General features: G+C 68.7%; 13 protein-coding genes and 1 pseudogene. 3 read left to right on the top strand and 11 right to left on the bottom strand.

The features are described from left to right. Positions 1 to 147: 147 nt before the first annotated feature. From OG966_RS26125 to OG966_RS26110, 4 genes are all read right to left on the bottom strand, one after another. Positions 148 to 1,506 carry an AI-2E family transporter gene (locus OG966_RS26125; protein WP_326652298.1) on the bottom strand — a complete coding sequence of 453 codons (1,359 nt, stop codon included), beginning with the start codon at positions 1,504 to 1,506 and terminating at the stop codon, positions 148 to 150. Between the two features lie 116 nt (positions 1,507 to 1,622). Beyond that, entirely contained in the window at positions 1,623 to 2,315 is a 693-nt protein-coding gene (locus OG966_RS26120; RefSeq protein ID WP_326652297.1) for a transglycosylase SLT domain-containing protein, read from the bottom strand. A gap of 390 nt (positions 2,316 to 2,705) precedes the next feature. Continuing rightward, positions 2,706 to 4,028 (bottom strand): PhoH family protein, encoded by a 1,323-nt coding sequence (locus OG966_RS26115; RefSeq protein WP_326655375.1) that lies wholly within the window; start codon positions 4,026 to 4,028, stop codon positions 2,706 to 2,708. Positions 4,029 to 4,360: 332 nt separating this feature from the next. Continuing rightward, positions 4,361 to 5,122: an isoprenyl transferase gene (locus OG966_RS26110; RefSeq protein ID WP_326652296.1), complete on the bottom strand. Its 762-nt coding sequence runs from the start codon at positions 5,120 to 5,122 to the stop codon at positions 4,361 to 4,363. A 105-nt stretch (positions 5,123 to 5,227) separates the two neighbouring features. On the opposite strand from OG966_RS26110, the gene mgrA reads away from it, so the two are divergent. Continuing rightward, positions 5,228 to 6,265 carry an L-glyceraldehyde 3-phosphate reductase gene (mgrA, locus tag OG966_RS26105; RefSeq protein ID WP_326652295.1) on the top strand — a complete coding sequence of 346 codons (1,038 nt, stop codon included), beginning with the start codon at positions 5,228 to 5,230 and terminating at the stop codon, positions 6,263 to 6,265. 484 nt (positions 6,266 to 6,749) lie between these two features. After that, on the top strand, positions 6,750 to 7,901 hold the full coding sequence (locus OG966_RS26100; protein ID WP_326652294.1) for a winged helix DNA-binding domain-containing protein: 1,152 nt from the start codon (positions 6,750 to 6,752) through the stop codon (positions 7,899 to 7,901). Here the strand turns inward: OG966_RS26100 and OG966_RS26095 are convergent. From OG966_RS26095 to OG966_RS26085, 3 genes are all read right to left on the bottom strand, one after another. Further along, positions 7,879 to 9,432, bottom strand: a complete 1,554-nt coding sequence (locus OG966_RS26095; protein ID WP_326652293.1) for a DUF2079 domain-containing protein — start codon at positions 9,430 to 9,432, stop codon at positions 7,879 to 7,881. The genes OG966_RS26100 and OG966_RS26095 overlap by 23 nt on opposite strands. 92 nt (positions 9,433 to 9,524) lie before the next feature. Next, positions 9,525 to 9,929: a cupin domain-containing protein gene (locus OG966_RS26090; protein ID WP_406731099.1), complete on the bottom strand. Its 405-nt coding sequence runs from the start codon at positions 9,927 to 9,929 to the stop codon at positions 9,525 to 9,527. A gap of 71 nt (positions 9,930 to 10,000) precedes the next feature. After that, on the bottom strand, positions 10,001 to 10,744 hold the full coding sequence (locus tag OG966_RS26085) for an A24 family peptidase (RefSeq protein WP_326652292.1): 744 nt from the start codon (positions 10,742 to 10,744) through the stop codon (positions 10,001 to 10,003). Positions 10,745 to 10,848: 104 nt separating this feature from the next. Here OG966_RS26085 and OG966_RS26080 point away from each other — a divergent pair, with 104 nt between their 5' ends. Continuing rightward, positions 10,849 to 11,256 (top strand): DUF192 domain-containing protein, encoded by a 408-nt coding sequence (locus tag OG966_RS26080; protein WP_326652291.1) that lies wholly within the window; start codon positions 10,849 to 10,851, stop codon positions 11,254 to 11,256. 73 nt (positions 11,257 to 11,329) lie between these two features. On the opposite strand, the gene OG966_RS40915 is transcribed toward OG966_RS26080, so the two are convergent. The 4 genes and pseudogenes from OG966_RS40915 to OG966_RS26065 form a co-directional block, all read right to left on the bottom strand. Beyond that, complete coding sequence (locus OG966_RS40915) at positions 11,330 to 12,085, bottom strand: hypothetical protein (RefSeq protein ID WP_406731100.1); 756 nt, start codon at positions 12,083 to 12,085, stop codon at positions 11,330 to 11,332. A 98-nt stretch (positions 12,086 to 12,183) separates the two neighbouring features. Further along, positions 12,184 to 13,246: pseudogene (locus OG966_RS40910) on the bottom strand (phosphotransferase family protein). Between the two features lie 15 nt (positions 13,247 to 13,261). Beyond that, positions 13,262 to 13,630 (bottom strand): hypothetical protein, encoded by a 369-nt coding sequence (locus tag OG966_RS26070; protein WP_326652289.1) that lies wholly within the window; start codon positions 13,628 to 13,630, stop codon positions 13,262 to 13,264. 28 nt (positions 13,631 to 13,658) lie between these two features. Then, positions 13,659 to 15,341, bottom strand: a complete 1,683-nt coding sequence (locus OG966_RS26065; RefSeq protein ID WP_326652288.1) for a restriction endonuclease fold toxin-2 domain-containing protein — start codon at positions 15,339 to 15,341, stop codon at positions 13,659 to 13,661. Positions 15,342 to 15,525 lie beyond the last annotated feature (184 nt).

Raw genomic sequence — 15,525 nt, 5'->3', positions numbered from 1 at the left:
GGAGGTACGCGTACGAAGGGTCCCCGCCGACTCCGGTCGGCGGGGACCCTTTTGTCTGCCGCTGCCATCAGCTCTTGAGCTTGGTCATGAGCGTCCGCATGAGGACCGGGGACTCGTGCCCTCCACCGGTTCGTTCCGGCCCGGACGTCACTCCGGTACCTCCCCGGCCACGGCGGGCGCCGGCGAAGGGGTCGGCGTGGGGGGCGCCGGTGCCGGGGCCGGCGTCGGCTCGGCCCCGACCGCCGTAGCGCCGTGCGGCGGCGGTGAGGCCCGCAGAGTCTGCTCCTTGCCGTAGGCGCGCAGATAGCCGACCACGGTATTGGTCACCGCCACCAGTGGCACCGCCACCACCGCGCCGCCGATCCCGGCGGTCAGTCCGCCGGCCGCGACCGCGAGCACGACGGCGAGCGGGTGCACACGGACCGCCCGGCCCAGGATGAAGGGCTGCAGCACATGGCCCTCGAGCTGCTGCACCGCGAGGACGACGATCAGCACCATCAGCGCGGTGAACACGCCCTGGGTGACCAGCGCGACGACCACCGCGAGTGCGCCGGAGACGACCGCGCCGACGAGCGGGATGAAGGCGAACAGGAAGATGAACACGGCCAGCGGTACGGCCATCGGGACATCGAGGAAGTAGATGCCGAGGCCGATGAAGATCGCGTCGATCAGCGCCACTATCACCGTGCCGCGCACATACGCGGTCAGCGTCCGCCAGGCGCGTGGCCCCGCTCCGGCGACTCCCTCGCGGGCCTGCGCCGGGACCAGCTTGAGCACCCAGTGCCAGATGCGCTTCCCGTCGTACAGCAGGAAGAGCGTGGAGAACATCGCCAGCAGGATGCCGGTCAGTATCTCGACCATCACCGTCACGCCCTGCAGACCGGCCGAAGTGATCTCCTCGGTGTTGGTCCCGATGGTGTCGCTGAGGTTCTTCGCTATGTCGTTGATCTGCTGCTCGGTGACATGGAACGGGCTGTCGAGCAGCCAGCGCTTGAGTTCCTCGATTCCGTCCCTGACCCGGTCGGAGAGATTGTCGAGGTTGTCCATGACCTGCCAGACCACGAACCAGCCGACCAGGCCCATGATGATGAAGCCCGCGATCGCGGTGACCGCGGTGGCAAGTCCGCGCGGCAGGCCCAGCTTCTTCAGCCGGGCCACCGTGGGCTGGAGCATCGCTGTGACGAGCAGCGCGGCCACAAAGGCGAGGACCACCAGCTGTACGGCGCTGATGATGCGCATCAACACCCAGAGCGTGCCTGCCAGTACGAGCAGCCGCCAGCCGGCCTCGGCCGCGACGCGCATGCCCCAGGGGATCGCGGCGACCGGATCGGGCCTGGCCGCGACGGCGGGGGCGTAGGCGGGCGGCGGCGGGACACTTTCCGGAGCGGGCAGGACGACGACGGGCACATCGTCGTCCGCGTCCTCGCTGCGGTGCTCGTCCAGGCGCTCGCCCATCCGGGTCAGCCCGGCGCCCAGGCCGGCGAGCCATCCCGGCAGTCTCGACATGATCTTTCCTCTTCCCCCCACCACTCCCCCGGAAGCCTTTGCGACCGACCGTACACGCACGGAGCCCCCCACCGTAGGACGGTGGGGGGCTCCGAAAAGTTGAGCGCCGGCAGATCCTAGTACCAGTGGTTGGCCTGCCAGAACGACCACGCGCCACAGGGGCTGTCGTAGCGGCTGTTCATGTAGTTCAGGCCCCACTTGATCTGGGTCGCCGGGTTGGTCTGCCAGTCGGCGCCGGCCGAGGACATCTTCGAGCCCGGCAGTGCCTGGACCAGACCGTATGCACCGGAGGAGGCGTTCTGCGCCTGGTAGTTCCAGCTGGACTCGTGGTCCACGATGTTGCTGAAGCACTGGAACTGGTCGGCAGGGATCATCTGCCGGGCGATTGCCTGGACCTCGGCGACGGAGTAGGAGCTCTTCGCGGAGAAGGTGGAGGCGTCGCGCACCGAATCACGGCTGGCGCGCGCCGCCTTGGCCTCGCGCTCCTGCTCGGCCTTCTCCTCGGCGGCTTCCTTCTTCGCCTTGGCGACCTTGGCGGCCGAGATACGGGCCGCTTCCTCGGCGGACTTCTTCGCGGCAGCGTCTGCCGCAGCGGCCTGTGCGTCGGCCTGCTGTGTCAGGGACGAGACCTGTACCTGGGCCTGCTGGCCCATGGGGATGTCTGCGAGGAGCGTCGTGTCGGCTGCGGTCGCCTCGAGGTTGTCGTTCGAGGGCTGGGTGCTGCCCGACGCAACGCCCACGACGGCGCCAACGGTGGTGACCGCAGTAGCTGACGCCACTGCGAACCCCCGGACCGAGATCCGGCTCACACGGTTTCCTTCCAGCAACTCCCGCATGGGTGACCTCGCGGGCGCAATCGTGCCCCTGACGCTGGCCTCCCCACTACTGGGTCACGGGAGGCGCGGGCCCGGTGGGCAACTCCTTTGACGGGAGTGCCGCATGATGCTCGCGGGCGGCATACGACGGCAAGTGTTGAGTTGTGTGGTGCTGTGCACCTGTGGAGGTGCGGGTGTGCCGTATGCGGGGCCTGACGGAAGCAAGACTCTGCCGGAAGCAGACGCCGCAAGGCAATTCTTCGTTGCGTGTGAAAGCTCACACCCCGTTTGCGCCAGGTGTTTTACGGAAACAGGCGGACAGCACGGCGCCGCCCGGTTAGGCTCTTGCGCTCCGCCGGGCGGCGCCAACTGCCTCATTCCGTATTAGATCTGACCTTCCTCCAGCATTTCGGTCACGAGTGCGGCGATCTGCGAGCGCTCGGAGCGAGTGAGGGTGACGTGCGCGAAGAGCGGATGCCCCTTCAGCTTCTCGACCACGGCGACGACTCCGTCATACCGGCCGACGCGCAGATTGTCCCGTTGTGCCACGTCATGAGTCAGGACGACCCGCGAATTAGCCCCGATACGGGACAGAACGGTCAACAGGACATTCCGTTCCAGGGACTGGGCCTCGTCGACGATGACGAACGCGTCATGCAGCGAACGGCCTCGGATATGAGTGAGCGGCAGGACCTCGAGCATGCCGCGTCCGAGCACCTCCTCGATCACTTCACGGCCCGCCACGGCCGAGAGCGTGTCGAAGACCGCCTGGGCCCAGGGACTCATCTTCTCGGCCTCGGTGCCCGGCAGATAGCCGAGCTCCTGCCCGCCGACCGCGTACAGCGGCCGGAAGACCATCACCTTCTGGTGCTGCCGGCGCTCCAGGACCGCCTCGAGGCCCGCGCAGAGCGCGAGCGCCGACTTGCCGGTGCCGGCCCGGCCGCCCAGCGAGACGATGCCGACGTCCTGGTCGAGGAGCAGATCCAGGGCGATGCGCTGCTCCGCGCTGCGGCCGTGGATGCCGAAGGCCTCCCGGTCGCCCCGTACCAGCCTCACATTGCCCTCGGCCGAGATCCGGCCCAGCGCCTTACCGCGCTCGGACTGCAGAACGAGACCGGTGTGGACGGGCAGTTCCGCCGCTTCGGGGACGTACAGCGTCTCCTCTCCGTACAGCAGATCCACCTGTTCGGCGGAAAGGGGCAGTTCGGCCATTCCGGTCCAGCCGGAGTCGGTGATGGCCAGCTCTGCCCGGTACTCCTCCGCCAGCAAACCGACGGACGAGGCCTTGATACGGAGAGGCAGGTCCTTGGACACGACCGTGACGTCGTACCCCTCGGCCTGCAGATTGCGCGCTACTGCCAGAATCCGTGAGTCGTTGTCCCCCAATCGGAAGCCGGCCGGAAGGACGCCGGGATCGGAGTGATTGAGCTCGACGCGGAGCGTGCCGCCGAGGTCGCCCATCGGGATGGGAGCGTCGAGGCGGCCGTACCGGATTCGGAAATCATCCAGAAGGCGCAGCGCCTGCCGGGCGAAGTAGCCGAGCTCCGGATGGTGCCTCTTTGCTTCCAGCTCCGTGATCACCACGATCGGGAGCACGACTTCGTGCTCCTCGAAGCGGGTCAGGGCGTTCGGATCGGCCAGCAGGACGCTGGTGTCGAGAACGTAGGTGCGCCTGTCGGGCATGCGGCGCTTTGTGCTGTTCACCACGGAAGGACGTACCCCCTCGGATGAGGTCGGCAGTGCGACGGCGTCGCGGGCCATGGGGTCTCCCCGCCGAAGGCAGGGGACGGGCCGGGCTCTGGCCACGATGCACGGGCCGAGCTCCGGCCCTCCGCGGTGTCCGCACAAGGAGTGCGGTCCTTCGTGTGCAAAGGACCTCCCGGGCGAGCGGTTTCGGCCGCTCACTGAGATACGACGTTCGTGGATCGGACGTCGACCTGGAAGGGGTATTCCCTCGAACATGCGCCGCCATGCCATGGCATATGACGACGCGTGGATGAACAGAGGGTGATCAGTGCTACAGGGAGCCCCTGGGGGCCTCAGCTGCCGTAGCGGCGGTGGCGCGCGGCATAGTCGCGCAGCGCACGCAGGAAGTCGACCTTGCGGAAGGCCGGCCAGAAGACTTCACAGAAGTAGTACTCCGAATGGGCACTCTGCCAGAGCATGAATCCGGACAGCCGCTGCTCGCCGCTGGTACGGATGACCAAGTCGGGATCGGGCTGGCCGCGCGTGTAGAGGTGCTCGGAGATGTGCTCGACATCGACGATCTCGGCGAGCTCCTCGAAGCTCGTGCCCTTGTCGGCGTGCTCCAGAAGAAGGGAGCGGACGGCGTCGGCGATCTCCTGTCGGCCGCCGTAGCCCACGGCGACGTTCACGAGTATTCCGTCGATGCCGACCGTGGCCTGCTCCGCTTCCTTCAGTACGGACTGGGTGCGGGCGGGCAGCAGGTCCAGCGTGCCGACGTGGTGCACACGCCAGCGGCCGTCCGCCGCGAGGTCGCGGACCGCGTTCTCGATGATGCCGAGGAGCGGGATGAGCTCGTTCTCGGGGCGGTCCAGGTTGTCCGTGGACAGCAGCCAGAGGGTGACGACCTCGACATCGGTCTCGGCACACCAGCCCAGCAGCTCCTGGATCTTGCTGGCGCCTGCCTTGTGGCCCTGCTCGGCCGTGCCGCCCGAAGCCTTGGCCCAGCGTCGGTTGCCGTCGAGGATGACACCGATGTGTTTGGGCACCTGGGCGTGGTCGAGGCGGCCTTCCACCCGGCGTGCGTAGAGCCCGTACACCAGGTCGCGCAGGTTCACTTTTCCAACCCCTCCATGCGGCAGTCCCCGAGGCCGCCACACTACTGCGGACGGGCCACAGCGGCCCAACCCGGTCTGTCACAAGTCCGTGATAGGGAGGGTTGCGTGACTGATACCTCTTCCTACCGAGCTGCCGCCGACCGCTACGAGTCGATGGAGTACCGCCGTACCGGCCGTTCCGGGCTGAAGCTTCCCGCACTCTCCCTCGGCCTCTGGCACAACTTCGGCGACGACCGCGCCCTCGACTCACAGCGCGCGATCCTGCAGCGCGCCTTCGACCTGGGTGTGACGCACTTCGACCTGGCGAACAACTACGGGCCGCCGCCCGGGTCGGCCGAGCTCAACTTCGGCAAGATCTTTGCACAGGATTTCGCACCATACCGTGATGAAATGGTTATTTCGACCAAGGCGGGCTATCTGATGCACCCGGGGCCCTACGGCGAGTGGGGTTCACGGAAGTACCTGCTGTCCTCGCTCGACGCGTCCCTGAACCGGATGGGGCTGGATTACGTCGACATCTTCTACTCCCACCGCTTCGACCCGCACACCCCGCTCGAGGAGACGATGGGCGCGCTGGCCTCCGCGGTGCAGCAGGGCAAGGCCCTGTACGTGGGCGTGTCGTCGTACAACGCGGAGCAGACCGCGGAGGCGGCCCAGCTGCTGAAGGAGATGGGCGTACCGGCCCTCATCCACCAGCCCTCCTACTCGATGATCAACCGTTGGATCGAGGACGACGGACTGCTCGACACCCTGGAGAGCGCCGGCATGGGCTGCATCTCCTTCGTTCCGCTCGCCCAGGGACTGCTCACCGACAAATACCTCAAGGGCATCCCGGAGGGCTCGCGGGCCACGCAGGGCAAGTCCCTGGACCCGAATCTGCTCTCCGACGAGGTCGTGCGGCGGCTGAAGGGGCTGAACGACATCGCTGTCAGGCGCGGTCAGTCCCTGGCGCAGCTGGCGATCGCCTGGGTGCTGCGGGACGAGCGGATGACTTCCGCGCTGATCGGCGCCTCCAGCGTGAAGCAGCTGGAGGAGAACGTCGCGGCGCTGGCCGGACCGGCCCTGAGCGCCGACGAGTTGAAGGAGATCGACACCTTCGCCGTGGACACCGAGGGCACCAACATCTGGGCCGGGCGGAGCTGAGCCGCCCCCGGAGAAACAACCGGCGAAACTACCGGGGAAAAAAACGGGCCGGTCCGTGGGGGGGATACGGACCGGCCCGAGGGGGGGTTTCCACCATAACCCTTCGTAGCGGTGTGGAGTGCCACGCCATGCCGTAACTACGCTCCGAATGCGGCGTACGGCTGGGAAGCCGTCCCGCGGGCCGGGAAAATGGCTGGTTCCGGGCCAAGGCGAATGCTCTGGGGCCGTCCCTCCCACGAGGGACCCCCGGTCACAGGCGTGACATTGACGGTGCGCCGGCCCAACGGCCCGACAGACCGCGGGCCCCCTCGGCTAATTGGCGAGAATCCGCCCATGAAGGTGTGTCCACGCTCGCCGAGCGGCAAAGAGGCGGCGTCGCGCGCATGGCCCATCCAGTACGTCACCGCAGGGGGCTGACGACTGCCTCGGGGGACCGGCTTCGTGCGGACAGTTACTGTCCTATATGGACCCTAGAGTCATCCGTATGACGACGCGACGCGTGACATGGACCCAGGCCAACGCCCGCCGGCTCGCACGGCAGGGACTGGCCGCCCCGGCCAAGACCTCCCCCGCCGGGATAGCCGCCGCGATGCTCGGAGCGCACGCGCAGGTGTTGTCCGCGGCCGAACTGTCCGTCGCGCTGCGGCTGGACGGCGGTGCGACGCGTGCCGACGTGCGCGAGGCGCTGTGGACGGACGGCAGCCTGGTGAAGACCTACGGGCCACGCGGCACCGTCCATCTGCTGGCGGCGACCGACCTGCCGCTGTGGACCGGCGCGCTGTCCGCCATCCCGGCCGGCGCGAGCCCGATGCCCACCGCTGTACGGATGACGGCGGAGCAGACCGAGCAGGTCGTCGCGGCCGTCGGTGACGCTCTCACCGGCGCGGAGCTGACGATCGACGAGCTGACCGAGGCGGTCGTCGAGCGCACCGGGCCCTGGGCCGCCGACCCGGTGATGGAAGCCTTCCAGGGCAAGTGGCCGCGCTGGCGGCAGGCGATGCACACGGCCGCGCATCGCGGTGCGCTCCGTTTCGCGCCCAACCGAGGCCGCAAGGCCACCTACACCAGCCCCGGCGTCACCCCGATGGACGGCCCGGCCGCGACGGCGGAACTCATGCACCGCTATCTGTACGCCTACGGGCCCGCCACCCCGGCGCACTTCGCCAAGTGGCTCGCCGCGCCCAGGGGTTGGGCCACAGAGCAGTTCGCCGCCTCGGCGGGTGAGGGGCGGATCGAGGCGGTGGCGTTCGAGGGCGGCCGGGCGTGGGTCGCGGCGGGCGACACCGAGTTTCCCGAAGAGCCGCCGCGGGGTGTACGACTGCTGCCGTATTTCGACGCGTACGCCATCGCCTCGCAACCGCGCGAGCTGCTCTTCCCCGGCCCCGCGTACGAGCGCGCGCTGGCGGGCAGCCAGGCGGGGAACTTCCCGGTGGTGCTCGTCGACGGGATTGTGGCCGGGGTATGGCACCAGCGGCGGTCCGGGCGGAGGATCGCGGTCACGGTGGAGCCGATCGGCGACGCACTGGGCGCGGCCCGGCGCCGCGAGCTGGCGCAGCAGGTGGAGCAACTCGGTGAAATGCTGCAAGGTCAGGCCGAGTTGACGGTGGGGACGGTCACGGTCGGGCCGCACGCCTGAGTCGTAGCAGGGTGACGCCGTCGCGCTGGGCGACGCGCTCATAGCCGTACTTGCGCTGCGCGGCGTCGAGTTCGGCCTCCTGCTGCTCGATCGGGTAGGGCCAGTGGCCCGAAGGGTACGGCCAGGCCTCCGGCGCTCTGCTGTCATGGATGATCCACTCGGCGGTGGGACGCGGCAGCCGCGTCTTGTCGTACTCGTACAGCTTCGCGTCGACCGGGAACGTCGGGAAGAGAACGACCTCGCAGCGTGAAGTGAGCTGCGGAACCAGACGGTTGGAGGCTGCGACGCTCGCCCCGTCCGGGATCTTTGCGAGCAGCGAGCGCGCCGCCTCGACATGGGGCGTCGAGTGCCATGTGGCCCGCTGGGCCAGTTGGGCGAGCGGGAACGACGGCAGCATGACGACCGTCACGGCGAGCACGGTGACGAGCGAGGCGCGGACATGGCGGGCGGAGAGCGGATGGTGCGCGCCGCGCCACTGCCGCAGTGCGTCGATGAGGCCGGCGAAGACGATGGGCATCAGGACGGCGCTGTAGTGGAAGGACGTGCCCCAGTGGAAGCCGATCTGCGACAGCATTCGCCAGGTCAGTGTGGGCACGGCGAGGATCGCGAGTGCTGAGCGCAGCGCGAGCAGCGCGGACGGGGCGAAGACCAGGATCACTGTCATGGCCTTGATGTCCGGGCGCAGTGCGTCGAGCGGGGCGAAGGCGATGGTGGAGAGCAGCGAGCTGTGCGCGCCCTCGGTGAGATTGGCACCGTGCGCGTATTCACCCCCCGGATTGAAGGCGGGCAGCAGCAGCTTGATCTCGACGGCCGAGGCGAGCAGACCGGCCACGGCGGTGGCGATGCCGAGACGGCGCGGGCCCTTCCAGGCGACGTAACAGCCGAGAGCGGCGAGCGTGAGGCCCAGGTCTTCCTTGATCAGGACGAGCGGAGCCGCCCAGGCGACGGCGGGACCCCAGCGGCGGCGGCCCAGTGCCTCCAGGGCGAAGGCGAGCAACGGTACGGCGAGGACGACCTCGTGGAAGTCGAAGGCGGCGGCCGAGGCGATGCCCCAGCTCAGCCCGTAGCCGACGGCGACGACATGTGCCGTGCGACGCCCGAGCTCCCGCAGAGCCCAGCGGGCCAGGGGTACGACGGCGAGGGCGAGCAGCGCCGACTGGGCCAGGAGCAGACAGAGGGGCGACGGCCAGAGCCGGTAGAGAGGGGCGAGGACAGCGAGCGCGGGATGGAAATGGTCGCCGAGCAGATTGAAGTGCTCGCCGCGCAAGGGGACGATCGGCGGCCGCAGTTGGGAGTACGCGCGTACGGCCTGCTCGAAGATGCCGAGGTCGTAGCCGGTCGTGCGGAGCAGCGTATGACGGCGTACGGCGACGGTGGCGTAGAGCAGAAAGAGCGCCGCCGCCCAGCTCCAGGGGAGGAGGGCGGCGGGGAAGCGGGCAGTGGGGCGCGATCGGGTTTCCGGGGAGGGAGTGGGGATGAGGGACCACAGCACGCCGCGCCGAGTTGCCGCATTGTCAGAGAATGTCCGCATACACCCGGATGCTAGACGGGGCATCCGACGCTGGACGGCTTGACGGCCTCGATGAGAATGCGCGTCGTCGTGGGCCCCTCATGTACACGCTGTCATGACAACGTGTGCCCGGTGGTGCTGTCGACGTGGTCCGGGATCTCGCCGTCGTGCCGGTCGCCCGTCGACTTCGTACCGGAAGGCTCGAACATGAGGATCGAGCCGCCGGGCGACGAGGGCTTGTGCTCGACGCCCTTCGGTACAACAAAGGTGTCGCCCTTGTGGAGTTCGACGGTGGACTCGGTCCCGTCGGCGGCGCGCAGCGCGATGTCGAAACGGCCGTCGAGGACGAGGAAGAACTCGTCGGTGTCCTCATGGACGTGCCAGATGTGCTCTCCGGCGGTGTGGGCGATCCGCACGTCGTAGTCGTTCATCCGGGCCACGATGCGGGGACTGTAGACGTCGTCGAAGGTGGCGAGGGCTTCGGTGAGGTTGACCGGCTTCGCGTCGATGGAATCCATGAGAACGATTCTTGCGGGCCGGACGCATCGTGTCCTCAAGGAATGTACGCCCTGGGCCTGCGCCCGGCTGTCTAACCCGCCGCGAGGCCGCCGAGCAGCAGCCCGGCGAGCGCGCCCACGATCATGAAGGGCCCGAACGGGATCGCGGTCTTGCGGTCCGCGCGACGGAGGACCATCAGCCCGACCCCGTACAGCGAGCCCAGCAGAAAGCCGGCGAAGGCTCCGGTGAAGAGGACCGTCCAGCCGTACCAGCCGAGGGCGACACCGAGCGAGAGGGCGAGTTTGACGTCACCGAAGCCCATGCCGTTCGGGTGGATCAGGAAGAGCACGAAGTAGGCGGCGCCGAGGACGAGTCCGCCGAACAGGGCGGTGGGCCAGGAGCCGGCGGCGCCGGGGAACAGCGCGGCGAACCCGAGGAGCACGGCGGCCGCGGCGGCGAGCGGGAGGGTCAGCCCGTCGGGCAGACGGTGGACGTTCCGGTCGACAAGAGCGAGAAGTACCGCGAAGGGTACGAGCAGCAGCCAGGCGGCCAGCTCGGGGCGGGGGCCGGTGGCGGCGGCGAGGGCGGCGCAGGAGAGTGCGGTGACAAGAGGGACGAGCAGGTGGCGTGGTTCCGTGACTGCCGCGGCGGCGCAGGGCGCGCACCGCGCACCACCGAGCCAGCCCTGCGCGGGCCCGGTGAAGGAGTGCCCTGCGGGACAGGTGTCGCGCCACGCCTCATCCGGCTCTACGGAGAGCCGGTACGCGGCGCGCGGGACAAGCAGCCCTGAGGCGGCGCCCCAGAGGGCGGCGACGGTGATCAGCGTGGCGTACACGGCAGTGAGCGTAAGGGGCTCGGCCCGTCCGGTCATGGGCCCTGGGACCCACTCCTGGTGATCCGGGGCGCATCGCCGTACGCCGGGCGCTACGGTCTACGCCCATGGGCCGAAGGCGGCAATGGCGGGATGGCAATGGGTCGTTGAGAATCGCAGAGGCGGACGAGGCGGCGGAGCCGGGGCCGGGGGTTCCTGTGAGGTCGTTGGATCCTCTGGTTCCGGTGGAGATCGCGGCCTCGTACGGGACGCGGCGGCGCGGACTGCTGGGACGGAACGGTATCGAGGGCGCGATCCTGCTGACCCCGTGCAACAGCGTCCACACCTTCCGGATGCGCTTCGCCATCGATGTGGCGTATCTGGACAAGAAGTTGAGGGTCGTGGACGTCCACACGATGAAGCCGGGCAGGCTCGGAAAGCCGCGGCTCAGAGCGCGCCATGTGCTGGAATCGCAGGCGGGGGCGATGGCGGACTGGGGCGTACGTCCGGGCGTACAGCTGACGATCGAGCTCTGAAGCCGGCCGCCTCGCCGCTTCGGCTGCCGTGGTGGCTGTGCGGCAGCTTCGGCAGCTTCGGCCGCTTCGGCAGCTATTTGAGCTTGGCGATCTGGGCGGCGAGAAGAGCCGGCGGAATCGTCGGGGTCTGCGGCCCCTCGAGGTTCGCGGTGTAGAAGGTGGCCAACGTGCCGCCGGAGCGTACGACCTCAAAGACCAGCGGTACGGAGTCGCCCTCGAAGTCGCCCATGACCTGGTAGGCGAACGCATCGTCCCCGACCTTGGCGACAGGCAGCTTCTTTACGCTCTTGTACGTCGACGGCCCTTCGCCGCCGCTCGACATGAAACCCCTCTCACACGCCTCGACGGCGGTCCGCAGCCGACTGAGCACTGTCGCCGCGCCCTGCGCCCCATGGGCGGTGAGGAACTCGGAGACGGCGGGCCGGCCATCCTTGGCACCGGTGAGCTGCCGGTACACGGAGGCTTGGGCGACGGGTTCCGGCTTGCCGTTGATGACGGCGGTGATCGGGATGCACTCAGCCTTGTCGGCCGTCTCACCCTGGAGCGGCGGAGGGTCCATTGGCCCGACGTTGAAGCCGGACAGATCACCCTTGGCGAGGATCACCTTCTCCAAGTCGGTTGTGGAAAGGTCTTTTTGGGGAGTGGCGGGAGCTTCAGGAGAGGGGGTCACGGGGGCAGTGGTCCGCTGGGCCGGCGTGGACGTCGGCTTCGACGCGGGGGCGGCGTTGTCGCCATCGGTTCCGTCCGTTCCGCTCTTTCCGCCGCAGGCGGCCGTAAGCCCCACCATCAGAGCGAGGACCGCTGCCGCCACTGCCGTGCGCTTCCTCATCCGCGTCCCGTCCCGCCGGTGTGAATCGTGCCGTTGCCGCACGCTAACAGCGGTGCTCGCGCCCTCGCATGGGCCCAGGGGCCCAATCCCGGCTGCCCCTACGGCCGCCGCTCCGGAGACGCTTTCAGGGCGGGCCAGCGTTCGAGCATGCGCCGCCGCACATCGGCGCTGAGCCGGCCGAGCCCGTCCAGGGATTCGCTCCCTTCGGCCATCCGCGCCACGACCCCGAGCCGGTGCAGCAACCGCTCCCGCGCGCTCACTGTCCCCCACTCCCAGTCCTCGTCCATAACCCGGGCCAGGTGGTCGACACTCCCCCGGTGCGCGCGCTGGACCCAGCGCGTCGCCCCGGATCAGCCACCCCGCGCAGGCGTCGACGAGCTCACCCTCGACATCCGCGCCGGTCGCCGACCGCCAGGCGGTGCGGTACGCCGCCTCGGCCTCGGCCAGCAGCGGTCCGGGAGCGGCGGTCACACACCAGCAGGTCGGGAAGCCGATGCGGAGATACGCGAGTTCCATGAGCCCGTTGCCGAGGCAGGCCTGCTCGAAGTCGATGAAGCGAATGCCGTCGGAGGTGTGCAGATCGTTGCCGGGGCACGGATCCCCGTGCAGCAGCGCTCGCGGTCCGTCCAACTTGCCGAGTCTTGGCAGCAGTTGGAGAAGCTCGTCCTCGACGCCGTCCCGCACTCCGGCCCCGAGCGCCTCTGCGAAGCCGAGAAACGAGCCGACGTCACCCGCGTCGGGCCCGGCCCAGGCCGGCAACCCCTGGCCGCCCGCGCCCTCACTCTCGCTCCCGCTCGCCGCCGCCGCCGCGTGCAGCCGGGCGAGCCCGCCCGCGTACTCCACCTCCCACCCCTGGCGCGGTCGCCGGTGCTCCACGTACTCCAGCACCACGACCCGCACATCGGCGTCCACCCCGAGCACCCGCGGCACAACGGCCGGCCGCACCCGGGCGGCAAGCCGTAGCGCGGCCACCTCTCGCCCGTACCGCTCCCCGGCCTCCGCGCCGTCCAGCAAGTGCTTCACGACGGCAGGCGTACCGTCGCCCAGCTCAACCTGCCAGACGGCGGAACGCGGACTGCTCTCGAGCAGCCGGGCACTGCGCAGCGCACCCAACTCGGCCCGCAGCCGGTCTCCGAAGGGCACACTGCCCACGCTGAACAGATCACCCGTCACGCCTCACTCCTCTGCCGCAGCCACCAGCTCTTCCCTCGTCGAGGTCTCGTCGACGGCAACATCGAAGCTGTAGCCGTCGTCGCAGAAGACAACCTCGATCTCCTTCGGAACGAGCTTGCGGTACCAGAGGGCGAAGTCTGCGACGAGACCGATGTTCCCGTCGAGGTAGATGCACCGGCCGTCGACGTGGGTGTAACCCTCCACCTCTTCGTCACCGCGCTGCACCTCCCATTCGACATCGCGGACTTCGGCGCCCTCGTCGAGTTCCCTGCGCCGCACTGCGGCCGCCGGCCACTCGGTCGTCAGAGACGACACGAGGGCGTCCTGACCCACACTCCACTTCTCGCTGTCGAACACCACCAGGTACGCCATCCCGTCCACTCCTCCACGCTTCACGAGCTCACGGCTTCACGACAACCTGGCCAGGGATTCCGTACTGGCGCAGCTTGTCCTGGAAATACTGCACGGCGCGAGGATCATTCGTGACGATACGCAGCTTGTTCACCGGTGTGCCCTTGTCCTTGAGGACGGCGGCGTACCTCCGGAACTCGTCGTTGATCTCCGCGTCCACCTTCTCCCGGATGAAGTCGGGCGCCTTGGAATCCTTGATGAACGGGCTCCTGTCGGGCTTGTCGACGAACTTGGCGTCAATCAGTTCCCCGGTGTTGGAGTCGAAGCCGTCCGCCCAGACCTTCTCGCCGCCGCCCTCGGCCTGGTACTCGGTGTCGCCGGCGTGACGGCGCTGGTACGCGCGCTGCCTGGGGTTGCCGTAGTTGGCGGGACGCGTCTTCAGCTTGAGCTTGTACTTCGTCAGGCAGTCGTTGTTGTGGACGAGCGCCGAGCTGTCGCCCACCGCCACGTAGTACGTGTGGATACCGCTGACGGTGAGGTCGTGCGTGGTCTGTCGCTTGACGAAGCTCCGGACGGCGCCGATCTGGATCGCGGTACCGGCCGAGGTGCGAAGGAACGCTCCGGGGCGGATTTCGCCCGCATGGACCCAGCGACGGAGATCCACCACCCAGAATGGGTGGGTGTCGGTCGCGGTGATCACGGCGGGACCGGACTGCGTACGCGCGATGAGACGGGTGAAGGCCTTGTCCTCGCGGGTGGTGATGGTGTCCGTGACCTGCCGGGCGACGGTCGCTCCGCTCGCCGGGTCGGTCGCCCTGACACGGTCGCCGACACGTACCGTCTCGATGGGAATACGTCGGCCGCCGGCGAGCAGGACCGGTGTGCCGGGCGGGAAGCTGTGGCTGACCGGACATGCGGTCGGTTTGTCGCCGTCCTTGGGTTTCTTCTTCTCGGCGTCGAGCTTCTTCCTCGCGTCGGCGAGCTTCTTCTCCGCATCCCCGACCCGCTTGCGGTTCTTGATGAGCCCCTTCAGCCCGTCGTACAGCTCTCCGCCGTGCTTCTTGAGCTTCCTGACGAGCTCGACGGCCTTCTTCCATTTCCATGGCGCGCCGTACTTCGCCGCGAGTTTCCCGACCGCACCACCGATGACACTGAGGAGCACATTGATGAGGGTCTCGGTGCAGGCGCCCATGTCCCCCTTGGTGATGCAGTCGAGGGCGTCGGTGATGCCAAGTTCCTCGGCGAGGATCTTCGCGAGTTCCTTCGCGGCCTCGAGCGCCTTGTCCTGGTCGGACTTCTCCGCGGTCCGGGCGTCCTGGAGCTCCTTGAGCGCCTTGTCGTAGTCGAGTTGGGTCTGTGTCTTGTGACCGTCGTCGCCGCCGTTGTCGGAGGCGGGATCGCCGGTGCCGCCGGAGTCGCCGGTGCCGCCCGGATCGTCCTGCCCGCCTTGATCGTCCGGGTCGCCCTGTGCCTGGGGGGCGCCACCTCCGCCACAGTTCTCGCCGCCGGTGATCTTGCACACCTGGGTGCTGAGCCCTTCGGCGATGGTGGGGCCGATACCAGTTGCCAGCAGTGCCCCGACGATCGCCACGACAACGGCGACCAGACCCACGTACTCGATCGCCGACTGGCCCGACTGCGTCTTCCGCAGCCCCAGCAGCCGCACGTCGGTGCGCGGGCATGTCCTACGCGCCCAACGATTGACTCGGCGAACAACCCCCACAAGCGACATGGCTCCGACGCTAGGCAGCCCGCCCCTCGAAGGCATGGGCCCGCGGGCCCAAACCCGGGCTCAAGTCTCTTTGGGACCACGGCCGTTCGCCTTGGCGTGGTCGGCGTTCCCACTGCAGGGGCGTCGACCCTTCCGGACGCCCGCTGCGCCGACCTCACCGGCTTTGCGCACCGCTCTGCATTCC

Source organism: Streptomyces sp. NBC_01750, assembly GCF_035918095.1.
Classification (GTDB): Bacteria; Actinomycetota; Actinomycetes; order Streptomycetales; family Streptomycetaceae; genus Streptomyces.
Note: the sequence above shows the minus strand (reverse complement) of the source record. Positions and strands in the feature narration are given on the sequence as shown.